Raw genomic sequence first — 15,188 nt, 5'->3', positions numbered from 1 at the left:
TATGGAAAGAATAGATAAAGTCATCTTTGGGGATAATCAGTTTTTCGGGATTAATCACATGTCACAAGAGAAAGCTCAACAACTTTCCGAAAAATTTCATGACATAAAGAATATCTACAAAGTATATGATCTTGCTTTCAAAAATGGCATTGGAGCTGTTATGCTTAATAGTAATGATCGCGCAAAAGATATATGCGAATATTTTCGTCAGAATAAGTCAAAATATAATGATATTGTATGGTATCCTTCAATTCCTTATCCACATAAATATGCAAATCTGGTTGCAGAAAAAGGGATATTTCCTGCAATCAATGAAGTAATATTTTCTAATAACTCAGCAGTAGGGGCATTGTCTATGATTGCCAAAGGAGGAATGGCTGTATTAGGAAAAGATCCTATAAAGATGATGCAGATGTTGATAGATGCCGAAGTAAAAATGTTTAAGGGGTTAAATGTTAAAGTGTTATTCCTGCAAAACATCATAACAGATCTTCTTCTTGGATATGGAACAAAAGATATATTTGAAGCATATTGCGACTATGTTCGTAAGAAATATAAATTGATTCCGGGGCTTATTACTCAAAATATGCCTTATTTGAAGCAAAAACTATCTGAGTGGGGAATAGAGGAGGTTGTTATATGCAGCTCTATTAATAAGATAGGTTACCTTATGTCCCCTTCGGTAGAAGCGTATGTTGATACAATTCAAAATAATGATTCTTCAAAATATCAACTTATGGCAATGAGTACACTTGCTTCTGGAGCAATTAGTGCCCCTGAAGCCTATGAATTTATTAATGCTCTGAATATACAATCCGTTGTTTTTGGTGCTTCTTCAGAAAGAAACATCAGAGAAACTGTGAGTTTAATAAAGTAATATTGTTCCGATTATCATTAGTTTACTGTTTGATCTCTGTTTGTCTGAATAGAAATTGCTTACCATTAAAAACGAAATAAGCAAGAATTACACTGAAATATGAATTATGCAAATTTAGACCGCCTCAAGATTCTGGACTATCTTGAGAGGTGCGGTAATGAGGCTTCTGTTGTTGATATAATAGCATATTCAGGAGCAGAAAAATTGAGGGTATACAGCTTGATAACTAAAATGGAACTGAATGGGGAAATAAAAATTTTGGAAAAAACCTCTTTTGGTGCTCCTATGTATATTAAAATAGTCTAAAATATATTGTCTATTCCATTATTATACATTTATATATAACCGATCAATTAAATAATTAATCAGATCTCGTGTAGAATCAAAATAGTCTCCAATCCAAGAAATACAGAAGTTCGACTATATTTTCTTACGCAAATTTGAATTTAAATTATTCTAGCCGTCTTGCTTGTGATAAGTAGGGCGGTTTTTTTATTTTAAGGATTATCTATATAACGTTCGATATATTTTATTGAAAATCTTAATTCTTCTTATATTGTAAAGGTGTCAGGCCAGTTCTCTTTTTGAAGTAGGTGCCAAAAAAGGAAGAATTTGGAAAATTCATCTCCTCCGATATCTGTAAGATAGTCATATTTGAGCTCTTTAGTAATGCTTTAATTGCCATAATAACCATATCGTCTATCCATTGTTGGATATGTATACCACTAGCATCCTTCACTATTTGAGATAAATATTTGGGCGTAATAAACATTTTATCTGCATAGAAACGAACACTACGTTCTTTCATATGATATTCAAATAACAAGCTGATGAAAGTTTGTAAGTATTTTTCTTTGCGGGTCAATACCTTATAGTCAATCTTCTTGTCCTGATATAGCTGCAAAACTTCATAAATTAATGTCTGCAATAAACTTCTTGCAATTTCTTCTTTGTAAAGAAAATTTGTTCTTTTGTAACGCTTTACAATAAAGGCATGCAATTCCAATAAATCATTCGTTTCTTCTTCACTTATCTTTAAACAAGCCATCTGATCTATTTTTTTAGGAATATCAATATCTATAATTAACTTGATATCGGAAATAAAGTCAAAAGAAAATAATAAGAACTCTACAACTAAATCTTCACTTTGCTCTATCAATTCTAAAATATAATTAGGCAGAACAACAATAATAGTACAAGGCTCAATTTTGTACTCGCGTAAGTTAATTTTGATTCGTCCGGTACCTTTCACACAAATAGCAAAAGCTATTCCTTCCATAATTTGCGGATATCTAAAATCAAAAGCATAATCATCAATATTAGCACCATCATCGGATATAACAAAGTTCTTTATTCCGTGATTTGAGGTTTGATCTTTAAAGTCATCCAGCGATATTTTAGCATAATTTTCCTTATTCATGATCTTATATGTTTCATTTTGGCCCTAAAAATATAAATAAATGTTGAAAACTGCATAAAAAACGAAGTTTTGAACATTTTTGGCGTAGTATTGATTTAGACAGAACCATATTATAAAGAGATCTTTGCGACAGAAATGAATAGTTGTAAAATTACTTTTAATGAAAGTTATGGATAAATTGAAATTATTTTTTAGTAGATCGGTATTGTGTCTTCTATTTTTAGGAATGGTTTCCTGTTCCGCAAAAAAGAGTGAAGAAGCCAATTCAAGACCTGTTCCGGTAAAAATACAAACAATAAAGTATAGTGATGATATATACCAACAAGAGTATATAGGAACTGTAGAAGGTGAGAATGCGGTTGATGTTAGTTTTCAAGTAAATGGAAATATTGAACAAGTATATGTACAGGAAGGACAAAATGTTCGAAAAGGACAATTGTTAGCCCGATTGAATACAAGTTCTATTGAAAGTATGCACAATGCAGCAAAATCGACCCTTAATCAGGCACAAGATGCATATAATCGCTTGTCTATTCTCTATAAGAATAACAGCCTTCCGGAAATAAAATATATAGAGGCGAAGACTCAGTTAGAGCAGGCGCAAGCTAATGAGCAAATTACCCGTAAGAATTTACAAGACTGTAATTTGTATGCTCCCATATCTGGTGTAGTAAGTCAACGCTATCAAGAAGCAGGAGCAAATGTCGCTCCTGGTACTCCAATTTATAATTTGGTAACTATAAATTCAGTGAAAATAAAAATAGCTATTCCAGAGAACGAAATTTCAGCAATAAAGATTGGTGAATCTTCACGGATAAAAATATCTGCGTTGAATGATGCTGAGTTTGAAGGCAAGATTCAGGAGAAAGGAGTATCTGCAAATCCGTTATCACATACCTACGATATCAAGGTACAGGTAAATAATCCCAACTCACAGATTATGCCGGGAATGGTGTGCAAAGCTTATCTAATAAATCCATCAGAAGTTTCAGGTCAAAAGAATATTATAGTTCCGTTAAAAGCCATACAAGTAGACTTTTCCGGTAAACAATTTGTTTGGTTAAAAGACGACCAAAATAAGGCCGTATATAGAGAAATTACTCAAGGTAAACTGATAGGTAATGGAGTTGTAATAGAGGAGGGACTGCAAGATGGGGATAACCTAATCATTGAAGGCTATCAGAATGTAAGTCCGGGTGTAACAGTCGAAATAGCTAAATAAGAAGAAGATATGAAATCAGAATCTGGTATTATCGGCTGGGCAATGAAGTATAATAAAATTATATTGCTCATTGTAATAGTGTTAAGTTTATTTGGAATTTATGCTCTCAATGTGATGCCCAAACAGGAATTTCCTGTATTTACAATCCGTCAGGGAGTTGTAGTGGGAGTGTACCCCGGAGCCACTTCTGCCGAAGTAGAAGAGCAATTGGCTAAACCTCTAGAGAATTTCTTGTTTACATACAAGGAAGTAAAGAAATCGAAGACATATTCACATTCCAAAGATGGAATTGTCTATGTATATGTCGAGCTGAATGATGATGTAAATAACAAGGACGAGGTATGGTCAAAAATAAAACATGGATTGATGTTTTTCAAAATGCAGTTACCTTCAGGAGTTTTGGCTCTTATTGCTAATGATGATTTTGGAGATACTTCGGCATTACTAATAACGCTTGAATCGGAGACCAAAACTTATCGACAATTGGAAACATATTTAGAAAATCTCGAAGACCGTTTACGAACTATAGAATCTGTTTCCAATCTGCGTCGTTATGGTGAACAAAATGAACAGATAAGTATATATGTTGAAAAAGAAAAACTGGCAGCATATGGTATTAATATATTGAACCTGTATCAGACGCTCATCACGAAGGGATTTATTACTACTGCAGGTAAGATTGATAATCGTGATATGGATGTGCCAATACATATCGAGAGACCCTATCAATCTGAGAAGGATTTGGAAGAACAAATCATCTATTCAGATGCTCAGGGAAATCATATTCGATTGAAGAATATAGCGAAAGTTGTTCGGGAATATCCTAAGCCTAACAGCTATACTACCAACAATGGCAAAAAGTGTCTCGTTTTATCTACTGAAATGCGTGAAGGCTATAACGTTATTCAATATGGAAAAGATGTCGAAAAGGTTCTCGAACAATTCCAGAATGATATTCCTAGTGATATTCATATCTATCGTGTAGCCGATCAACCTCAAGTTGTGGCTCATTCTATCACAACTTTCCTAAAAGAGTTAATGATTGCTATTGTAGCTGTTATACTCGTAACAATGATATTATTACCCTTACGGGTTGCCGGCGTTGCGGCATCTTCCATTCCTATATCTATCTTTATCTCTTTAGGGCTGATGCTTGCTTTTGGCATGGAGCTTAATACGGTGACATTGGCTGCCCTAATCGTGGTATTGGGTATGATTGTAGATAATTCGATCGTAGTTGTAGACAGCTATCTTGAAAAATTGGATCATGGTATTCCTCGTTGGCAGGCATCGATAGAAAGTGCCAAAGAATATGCTAAAGCAATCATCTCGGCAACACTGGCAATCAGTCTAACTTTCTTTCCATTCTTGGTGATGCTTACAGGACAGTTTCTCGACTTTGTAAAGCTCTTCCCTTGGACTGTACTTATTACGTTGGGTGTATCTTTGGCTGTGGCTGTTCTTCTTATACCATTCCTACAATATTTCTTTATACGCAATGGATTACATCAGCCCGGTAAGAAGCAGAAAGAAACATTCTTAGATAAATTACAAAACGGATATAATTGGCTATTGGAAAAAGTATTTCAATACCCGAAGATATCTCTTACGATAGGTATCATTTCTATCATATCGGGTATTTACATGTTTGCCAATGTTCCACAGAAGCTCATGCCTATAGCTGAAAGGAACCAGTTTGCAGTTGAAATATATTTACCGAACGGCAGCTCTCTGGAACAGACAGAAGTAATAGCTCAGGATCTTGAAAAGGTTTTGAGGAAGGAGAAGACTGTTGTTTCTGTAACGTCTTTTATCGGAACGGGATCTCCTCGTTTTCAGACAGCTTATGCTCCTAAAGTGGGAGGACCTAATTTTGCTCAGTTTATTGTAAATACAACATCGAATGAAGATACAGAATTGTTGTTGGATAAGTATTCCACTCAATATGCCTATCATTATCCGAATGCCTTTGTAAAATTCAAACAATTAGAGTACGAATCAGTAGATGCTGACATTGACGTTCGTATATCGGGAGAGAATATAGCTGATCTGAAGAAAGTGGCAGACACTTTAATGACTAAATTAAAGAAACTGGATGAACCGATCAGAATTTATACAAATTATGAGGAGCCATTGCCCGGTATAAAGATAACACTAGACCCTGTAGAATCCAATCGGTTGGGCGTAAATGAAGGAACTTTGGCGTTAGGTTTGGCTTCCCGTTTCGGGGGAACACCAATCACTAATATCTGGGAAAATGATTATTCATTGCCTGTTGTATTGAAATCCAAATGGGAGAATAAAGATCCTGTGGCCGAGGATGTATCGAATGAGTATGTTGCAGGTTTATTATCACCAAGTGTCCCTTTACGCCAGATAGCTGATGTTTCAGCAAACTGGACTGAAGGTCAAATCAACCGAAGGAACGGAGTACGCACCCTATCCGTTTTCGTTGATCTAAAGAGAGGCGAAAGATCGGGACTGGTTCAACCAAAGGTAGAGGAGATTGTGAATGCAGTGGCTGCGAAATCGTTACCTAAAGGTGTTTCTATTTCATATGGAGGAGTGAAGGAATCTGATGGCGAGACAATGCCAAAACTGATTAAAGCTCTTTCTATCTCAATCGTTATCATCTTTTTCATACTTGTGTTTCACTTCAAAAAGATAAGTTTAGCTACACTCGTTTTGGCTTCTACCTCTTTGAGCATTTTTGGCGCGGCTATTGGTTTAAAGGTGATGAATGTGGACTTTAGTATAACGGCTGTGTTGGGAATTGTGAGCCTAATTGGTATTATCGTTCGTAATGGAATTATTATGTACGATTACACCGAAGAGTTAAGGCATAAACACGGTAAAACAGTATTTGAAGCATCATTGGAGGCCGGAAAACGACGGATGCGCCCTATATTCCTTACATCAGCTGCCGCATCTATGGGAGTTATTCCTATGATCATAAGTAAGAGCCCGCTTTGGTGTCCGATGGGAACAGTTATCAGTTTTGGAACTATTTTCTCCATGATATTCATCCTTACATTATTACCCCTTGCTTATTGGCTAATCTATAAGCATGAAGATAAAAATATATCTAAAGACGAAACCGAACAATTATGATCAAAAAATATATAACAATAGTAACAATGTGTATGATAACTATATTTATATCTGCACAGACGAAGTATAGTCTCGAAGACTGCAAGCAATTGACTATCGAGAACAATCGAAAAATTAAAAATAGTCGGTTGGAAATCGAATCATCCAAGGAAACGAAAAAGGATGCATTTACTAATTATTTTCCATCGGTCAGTGCTTCAGCATTTGGATTCTCGGCTAAAGATCCTTTGGTTACGATGAACATGGGAGGAGCCCCGATCGGATTTCTTAAGAATGGGATGAGTGCTGGTATTACAGCGACGCAACCGATCTTTGCCGGAGGCAAAATAATCAATGGTAATAAATTGGCTGACTTAGGAATTCAGGTAAGCCAATATCAGGCTAAACTATCCGAAAATGATATGTTGCTGAATACAGAGAATCTTTACTGGCAATTGGTTTCTTTGTATGAAAAAAGAAGAACTCTGGATGTTATAGACAGTCAGGTAGATCAGTTGTTGAAAGATGTAGAGTTGTCTTATCAGACAGGAATGATTAACAATAACGATGTTTTGAAGGTAAAATTAAAAAAGAATGAGGTCGTAAGTAATCGTATTAATCTAGATAATAATATCAAATTGCTAAAAATGTCTTTGTGTCAGCAAATGGCTATGGATTTGAGTTCAGCAGATTCTTTAGATATACAGGTTCCTAATATTGAAGACGTAGAATCGCCTATAAAATATTATGTGGATCATAAAAATGTTTTACCCAATAGAGCAGAAGCAAAACTCCTTGATAAAAACGTAGAAGCCTCGAAGCTGCAGACTAAAATAAAAAGAGCTGATTATTTACCCACAGTGGCTGTTGGTGCAACATATTCCAGAGATAACTTTATGGATAAATGGAATACGAATGGGGCCGTTTTTGTTTCTGTCAATATTCCAATTTCCGGATGGTGGGGTGGTTCTCATGCTATCAAGCAGCAGAAAATACAAGAAAAGATAGCATTAAACAATAAAATAGATATTGAAGAACAATTGTTGTTACAAATGCAGAACGTAAAAAATGAATTGGATAATACTTATAAGCAAATATTGTTGGCTAAAGATGGTGTTGAGCAATCTACAGAAAACTTGCGTCTTAATAATCAGTATTATAAAGTCGGTACAGTAACTCTTACGGATGTATTAGATGCCCAGACATTATTACAACAGAATCGAGATAAGTATGTTGAATCGTATGCTAATTATCAAAAGAAACGGATTGAGTATTTGCAAGTAACCGGGCGCTAATTTTTTTTATTTAATACCTGTTTTTGATAGGGCTGTATGATCTTATATAATAATTCATTTCATTGATAATGAATTAAAATATCGAGATTGTTACAAAATCCCTTGATGGTAAAAGGACATTTTTTATTAAATGTCCTTTTATTTATAATATTTCCCTGTGATTTCAATTGGATTTATCTCTATAATACCCGTTGCTTTCAGCATTTTTTCAGGAAAGCTCAAATGAGATAATTGAGGGGTATATTTTGAAACAACAGCATGTAGCACATTTTCTTTGAGCGATTTATCTTCCACCATTTTGGCTGTACCCAAGATAATTACACTTCTGAATGCAGTATTTGTATCACAAACATTTTCGTTATCAGGAATGATTGCACCCATTTCATCCACTTCAAATCCAACCTTATCATTTTTAGTCAAGTTTGAAATCTTTTGTCCTTTGATCAGTCCGTGGATATATACTTTTTCATCATAGACGATGAAATGTACAGGGACAACATATGGATACCCATTTTCATTGTGTGTACCTATGCGTCCAACTTCTGCTTTTTTCAATACATCATCTATCTCTATCTTCGATAACTGATGATGCTTCATTCTTCCTTGCATGATAATAGTTTTTTATATTAGTATATTACAAAAATATTTATTTTTAGGATTGTCTTTATGGTGCAGATATAATAAAAAATGATAGGCCAGATATTGCGATCTCAGGATATAACTTGAAAAAAGGAATAAAAACCTTAAGTAAATATTTATAACTGTCTAAGAGCATTTATATCCTTACAATTTTATCTGATACATATTCAAAATCTTTTAGGTGAGTCGCCATTAAAATTGTAATGTCGGGATATTCACGTTTTATATTCTGAAATATAGCAATAGCATTTTCGGAGCTAATACCGGCTGTAGGTTCATCCACAACTAATAGTTGTGGCTTTTTAAGCAAGGCTTGTGCCAGAAGTAATTTCTTACGCTGCCCACCACTCAGAATTTCGCCGTTCTCTCCCAACCAGCTATCTAGTCCATCGGGAAGCGATAAACGCCAGCTAGTAAGATCTACTGTATCTAGTACGTGTTCAATAGCTTCATCCGGATGACCTTCAAAATTTTCGCGCAATGTTCCCGTTAATAAATAAGCTTTTTGGGTAACATAAATACATTCCGGAACAGGTAGATGAGACAATTCAATATCGTTATTCCAGACTAACGATCCACATCTACGGTATTCAGGATAAAAAAGGCTGTTTAACAAAGTCGTTTTTCCTTTTCCAGTTTCTCCGAATAGTGAAATCCATTCACCTTTTTTTATTTCTAATGACACCTCTGAAGTAGTCACAGATGTCTCAGGGATCATTGCACTCACATTTTTAAGACTTAGGCTCTCCATTTTTGAATGTACGATTACCGTTTCCAGAGGTTTCTCCCCATCCTTGATAATCCTATCAACATCTTCAACTTGATGAGCAACAGCACTCTTTTCCGATTTTCCCGAAAATAGCATTTCTGCCAATTCGGCCTGTGCCATAATACCGAAAAATATCCCGATGGCTGTAGGTGCATCTATGCCATTACCATGTGAACTCCATAGCAGAAGTGATGCAATATAACTAAAACCGAGTCCCGCAATTAGCTGCAACCAGAATGAATTGGTTTGTAACTTGTCTTCCAATTGCTCGAGGCGTAATAGCCGTTGTTCGTATTGTCCGATAACTTTCTCTTCCAAACTGTATTTCGATATTTCTATTCTCCCTCTAAAGCTTTGTATAAGAAGCAGATTGTTCTCTTCGCGGCATATCTTTAGTTCTTCATAGAGTTTTCTGTTTTTCCTAAAAATTAATTGAGGAATAATAAATAAAAGAATAGCAGATGAAATCAAAAATTCTATTGCAATAGTTTGAGAAAAGACAATAAGAAAGAAAAAGTATATACTGAGTGAAATTATTAGTGCCGTAAAAGGTAAAAGCCACAAAAGAATGTGGTTCAATATCTGGTCGATTCCATGTGTACTGTTTTCGAGTAGTGTGGAATTATTATTTACCTGTTTTTTGAAATAGGGAAATCTGGCTACGGACTGAAAAATTCTTAATTGCAAGCTCTGCTGAGCGTCTAGTGTGGCTTTGTGGTTTTCTAATCGCTCAAAGTATCTTGCAGCCGTTCTGAAAAATGCCATTAAACGGATTATAGCAGATGGTACCAGATACGAAAAAGTAGTACTTGCAGTAACAAACACCACACTACAGATTGCCAAAAACCATCCTGAGATAGCCGGAAGAGCAATAAAAGAGATCGTCCACAATAATAGAAGAAATGCTCCTCGCAACCATTTGCCTGCTAAAGGCTTTAATATATATACTCTTATAAATTTATTCATGACTCATTTGCTCCCCCCAGTTTAAATTTACGATTGTATTCGCTACATTATCGAACATTTTCTCATGAGAAGCGACTATAACCAATCGGTCTTCTGCTAATTTCATTATCTCCGGAATGATAATTTCGATTGTATCCGGATCCAGATTGGCTGTAGGTTCATCTAATATTGCTATTGGTTTTGGATACAACATCATTCGGGCAAGTGTAACTAATTGTTTTTCTCCTCCTGAGAGTTGCTTTCCATTATGACTTAGTTTAGTTTCCCAACCATCGTCCTTTTTAGCAAGTATTTTATCTAAAAACTCAGGATATTTTTGTGATTTATTAGTTTCATTTTTTAAGAAAACATTATATCTCAAAGTTTCGTCAAAAACGAAAGGAAATTGATTCATGTATGAAGAATTGGTTCTAAGCCACTTTTGCGAATACTTAGCATCCTTTCCGTTTACTGAAATACTATTGTCCTGTAAACACAGGCTTCCGGAGCATATTTTTAGCAAGGTTGATTTTCCTGAGCCCGAAATTCCCTTTATTAATACTAGTCCTTTTGAAGGAAATTGTACATTAATATTGTGTAGAACTTTCACCGGTGAATCGGGATAAGCGAAGTTCAAATTGTTAATAGCTAAATTGTTAAACTGATCATCAATATTGATTGAAGTTGTATCGATGTCTTCATTTAATATTGGCATTAATAATTTTGCTGCAGCCACAGCTCTGTTTCTGTCATGGTAGGCACTCACGAATTTCCGTAAATAAAAGAAAAAATAAGGAGACATCATAAGTAAAAATAATGCAATCTGAAAGTCGTAACCTTTTCCGTAATTAGGTCCTGTCATAATACCGAGAAGACTCATCCCTAAATAGATTGCAACGACAGCAATACAAATAGTAACAAATAATTCTAATACCGCTGAAGATAAAATAGCCACTCGCATGACATTAGTCGTTGCTTTATTTAACTCCTTACTTTTTTCTGACAAGAAATTATATTGAGGTCTGAAGTTATCTAAATTAACTATTTCGGCAATAGTCTGAAGGCGATTATAAAATACAGCTGAATATTTCAAAAAGAGATTAATGTGTTTTTTATGAAGAGCTTCAGCACCTATGCCTATTATTATCATTTGCATTGGGATAACAATCAATGAAACCAACAGTGTAAGACCAACCCATTTTTCGATCCAAAAACTAACAACAAGTATCATTCCACTAACCAAAAGAGATGCCATTGCGTATGGAATAAAAAAGGCATAAAAAGGTTTCAAATCCTCACAAATTCTGGTAATATAGAGAGTGCTTGCTACAGAGTCTAATTTATTGTTGTTTAATAATATGGGATATAGATTTTTTTTGACTTTGGATACAATCGTATTTCCCGCTTTATAGTTGAATATCGAAGCAAAATGAGCAAAGATATATCTAGCCGTAAGAAACACTAATGAATATAGGAGAGGGTCTGGCTGAAGTAATCCTCGATTAAGCCATAAGGCTGCAAATTGTGATAAATACCAGCAAAAAACGATAAAAGATACCGCACTTAAAATAGTAAATACCGCAGCTACAATATATGAACCTTTGGCTTCTGCTATTTTTTTACTCAGCCATCGGGATGCATTATCTTGATTTGAACTCATAATGATTATCTATGATTTTCGTTCATTCATCAACAAAGATAATGAATTACTCCATGTTGTTACAACATATAGTAATGATTTTCCTCAATCCTGGTTTTATACTACAAGAAACAAATTAGGTAATATTAATAGCTATTTTATAAAAACAGTGTCGAGATACCTACTATATGTTATTAATTAGACCTAAAATACCAAGAAAATGCGATTGAAGGCCTTTCTTTCAACAACTAAATTTGCATTTCTAATATTTTATAAAATCAATGAAAAAGAGTTTATTACTCTGCTTTTTATTTTTATGCATTATTGAATCTGCATATTGCCAGTTCTACACTATATCGGGAAAACTCTTAGACAAGAAACATCAGACGCCCATAGAGTATGCTACAATCTCTATCTCAGATCTTGGCTTAGCTGTTATTTCCGACATTGAAGGGAAATTCACTATTAAAAATATTCCGGCGGGATTTTTCGAGCTGAATATTTCTATTTTGGGATATGAGAAAAAAGCATTCAAAATACAAGTAGATAAGAATAAAAACGATCTGCTTTTTTATTTGGCAGAGGATAACTTACTATTGAATGAAATAGTTGTTACTGCTGAGAAGAAAGTGGAAGATCTTACAACAGCCTATACTATCGAACGAGCAGCATTGGATCAGATACAAGTGTTGAATATCACTGAAATAGCAGCTCTTTTACCTGGGGGTCAAACCAGTAAAAAAACACATTTAGCTGGCGTTAGGGGTGCTGCTGATAGCTTCAATCTTCGCTCTAACGGAGGAAGTGAACTAGGCTTATCTTCTTTTGGAACAGTAGTTGAAGTCGATGGTGTACGAATATCCAACAATAGTCAATTTATAAAAGAAGTAAAGGGGGCTGATACCCGCAATATCGCTTCAAATAATATTGAGTCTGTAGAGGTTATAACCGGAGTTCCTTCTGTCGAGCATGGAGACTTATCTAATGGGATGATACGTATAAATTCCAAGAAAGGCAAATCGCCATTAAATATAGAACTAAGTACCAAGCCGAATACGAAATCTATAGCTATCGACAAAGGCTTCCTCCTAGGAAAGAAGTGGGGGATACTTAATACGAGTTTTGAGCATACAAAATCCAACTCCGATATAGCTTCGCCTTATACGACTTATGTCCGGAACAATCTATCTCTGATTTATTCCAAGGTATTTAATCCATATCGGAATAATCCTTTAAATTTTTCTTTGGGTTTGACTGGGAATGTTGGAGGCTATAATTCGAAAGGAGATCCGGATGCTTTTGTAGATACTTACACTAAAGAAAGGGATAATGCACTTCGGTTGAATATGAAGCTAGATTGGCTAATTAACAAACCGTGGATTACTAAATTAGAATTTTCGGGAACTCTTAATTATTCGGATCTACAATCTGAGAAGAAAGAAAACAAGGATAGTAATACTTCAACTGCTGCTATTCATACATCAGAATCTGGTTATTTTATTGGTTCTTTGTATGACATCAACCCGAATGCCGAGATTATACTGATCCCCGGAGGATATTGGTATACAACAAGAAGAGAAGATAGTAAACCTCTTTTGTTTACGGCAAAGATGAAAGCTAATTGGGTACGAAAATTCGGAGATGTTACTAATCGATTCATGCTTGGATCAGATTTTAATCGGACTACAAATCTAGGCAAGGGAATATATTATACCGATATGCGCTATGCTCCTACATGGAGAGAATATAAATATAGCGATCAGTCTGCAGTAAATAATCTGGCTCTTTTTGCCGAAAATGAGGTAGCTTTTCTCTTACCTAGTGAAACTTCATTAAAGGCATCAATTGGTCTTCGAAGTGATTTAACATATATAAGTAAATCCGAGTACGGAACAATTAATAGCTTGTCTCCTCGGGTTAGTGCAAAATATATATTCTGGAATCGTCCCAAAAACACTCTTTCTTTAATGAGTTTACGTGCAGGATTTGGAGATGCTGTAAAGCTTCCTTCTTCATATATATTAAATCCAACTCCTACCTATCAGGATAGATTGGTCTTTACACCAGGTACAACGGCAGAAAATACAACGTATTACGCATACAATACGATGCCCAGTACAACTATTTACAATCCGAATCTTAAATGGCAAAGAAGCCGTTTAATAGAATTAGAATTCAATGCTCGTATTGGACAAGTAGATATTTCGTTATTAGCCTATAATAGTAAGACAATAGCCCCCTATGCTGATGCTACCCTATACACTCCGTATTCTTATAAATTTACAGATCAGACAGCACTTGACAATAATTTAATTCCTGAAGCTAACCGTTCATACGCAATAGATAAGACTACCGGAATAGTTACCGTTTCAGATTTGACAGGGAATTTGCCTAGCCAACAATTAGCTTATAAAGAAAGGAATACATTTAAGACCAATAGTTATTATTACAATGAATCTGATTTTTCGAAAAGAGGGCTGGAATGGGTAATTAATTTCGGAAAAATCCCCTCTATTCATACTTCATTCCAAGTAGATGGATCTTACAACTATTATAAGGGTCTAAAAACAAAGTTGATAGCATATTCGCCCAGCCTTTCTCAAAATATGGCTGACGGAAATCCTTATAAATATATCGGTCTATATGAAGGTACAGATGAAGTTGCGAATGGCAGCCTCTCTAAAAAAATAACAAATAATCTTTCGATAAGTACTCATATACCAGCAATACGCCTCATAGTATCTCTTCGATTGGAAAGTTGCTTGTACGATTATAAGCAAAAATTGAGCGAATCATCTACAGGCTCACGAGGTTTTGTAATAGACAATAGAAGTGATTACATCCCTTCAAATTCAGAGACAAATATTTATAAAGGGGACTATTTTGTTGCTCTTTATCCTTTATATTATGTGAGCTTGGATGATATGAATACAAAAATCCCATTTAAAGAAAAGTTCTTATGGGCCAAAGATAATGATTCCACTTTATTCAACGAGCTGGCAAGAATGGTGGTTCGGTCAAATGTCAATTACTATTTCAAACCTACAGATATATCCGCATATTTTTCGGCGAATCTGAATGTGACAAAAGAGTTGGGTGATCATGTTTCAATATCATTTCTGGCAAATAACTTTTTTAATAATGTTGCAAAGGTTAAGAATAAACAAAATAACAGTGAATATTCTTTATTCGGATCAGGTTATTTACCTGAATTTTATTACGGACTAACTCTTCGTATCAAATTGTAAAAGGATGGTTGAGAAAGATGTGAAATAAATATAAACATATAAAA

General features: G+C 34.9%; 10 protein-coding genes. 6 read left to right on the top strand and 4 right to left on the bottom strand.

From position 1 onward, the window contains the following. The first annotated feature begins 1 nt into the window (after position 1). Both PKC55_RS07190 and PKC55_RS07185 read left to right on the top strand, forming a co-directional pair. A complete protein-coding gene (locus tag PKC55_RS07190) occupies positions 2–877 on the top strand; it encodes a hypothetical protein (RefSeq protein ID WP_291130530.1) in 876 nt (291 codons plus the stop codon). Between the two features lie 99 nt (positions 878–976). Then, entirely contained in the window at positions 977–1,183 is a 207-nt protein-coding gene (locus tag PKC55_RS07185; protein ID WP_291031168.1) for a hypothetical protein, read from the top strand. A 235-nt stretch (positions 1,184–1,418) separates the two neighbouring features. On the opposite strand, the gene PKC55_RS07180 is transcribed toward PKC55_RS07185, so the two are convergent. Continuing rightward, complete coding sequence (locus tag PKC55_RS07180; protein WP_283687504.1) at positions 1,419–2,297, bottom strand: helix-turn-helix domain-containing protein; 879 nt, start codon at positions 2,295–2,297, stop codon at positions 1,419–1,421. Between the two features lie 169 nt (positions 2,298–2,466). Here PKC55_RS07180 and PKC55_RS07175 point away from each other — a divergent pair, with 169 nt between their 5' ends. The 3 genes from PKC55_RS07175 to PKC55_RS07165 are packed head-to-tail and all read left to right on the top strand — an operon-like array spanning position 2,467 to position 7,904. Continuing rightward, the gene (locus PKC55_RS07175) at positions 2,467–3,519 is read left to right on the top strand and encodes an efflux RND transporter periplasmic adaptor subunit (RefSeq protein ID WP_283687503.1); all 1,053 of its coding nucleotides are present in this window, start codon (positions 2,467–2,469) and stop codon (positions 3,517–3,519) included. Positions 3,520–3,528: 9 nt separating this feature from the next. Next, on the top strand, positions 3,529–6,630 hold the full coding sequence (locus PKC55_RS07170) for an efflux RND transporter permease subunit (RefSeq protein ID WP_324372447.1): 3,102 nt from the start codon (positions 3,529–3,531) through the stop codon (positions 6,628–6,630). A gap of 32 nt (positions 6,631–6,662) precedes the next feature. Continuing rightward, the gene (locus PKC55_RS07165; protein ID WP_283687501.1) at positions 6,663–7,904 is read left to right on the top strand and encodes a TolC family protein; all 1,242 of its coding nucleotides are present in this window, start codon (positions 6,663–6,665) and stop codon (positions 7,902–7,904) included. A gap of 138 nt (positions 7,905–8,042) precedes the next feature. Here the strand turns inward: PKC55_RS07165 and PKC55_RS07160 are convergent, their stop codons facing one another. The 3 genes from PKC55_RS07160 to PKC55_RS07150 all read right to left on the bottom strand — a co-directional run bounded on the left by PKC55_RS07160 (position 8,043) and on the right by PKC55_RS07150 (position 11,917). After that, on the bottom strand, positions 8,043–8,513 hold the full coding sequence (locus PKC55_RS07160; RefSeq protein ID WP_283687500.1) for a pyridoxamine 5'-phosphate oxidase family protein: 471 nt from the start codon (positions 8,511–8,513) through the stop codon (positions 8,043–8,045). 166 nt (positions 8,514–8,679) lie between these two features. Then, on the bottom strand, positions 8,680–10,278 hold the full coding sequence (locus PKC55_RS07155; protein ID WP_324372444.1) for an ATP-binding cassette domain-containing protein: 1,599 nt from the start codon (positions 10,276–10,278) through the stop codon (positions 8,680–8,682). Then, complete coding sequence (locus PKC55_RS07150) at positions 10,271–11,917, bottom strand: ATP-binding cassette domain-containing protein (protein ID WP_324372442.1); 1,647 nt, start codon at positions 11,915–11,917, stop codon at positions 10,271–10,273. Before PKC55_RS07150 ends, PKC55_RS07155 begins: the two co-directional genes overlap by 8 nt. 260 nt (positions 11,918–12,177) lie before the next feature. Here PKC55_RS07150 and PKC55_RS07145 point away from each other — a divergent pair, with 260 nt between their 5' ends. Next, positions 12,178–15,144 (top strand): TonB-dependent receptor, encoded by a 2,967-nt coding sequence (locus PKC55_RS07145; protein ID WP_291128423.1) that lies wholly within the window; start codon positions 12,178–12,180, stop codon positions 15,142–15,144. Positions 15,145–15,188 lie beyond the last annotated feature (44 nt).

Origin of the sequence: Dysgonomonas sp. (assembly GCF_035323175.1) — a bacterium.
In the GTDB taxonomy this organism is placed as follows: Bacteria; Bacteroidota; Bacteroidia; order Bacteroidales; family Dysgonomonadaceae; genus Dysgonomonas.
Note: the sequence above shows the minus strand (reverse complement) of the source record. Positions and strands in the feature narration are given on the sequence as shown.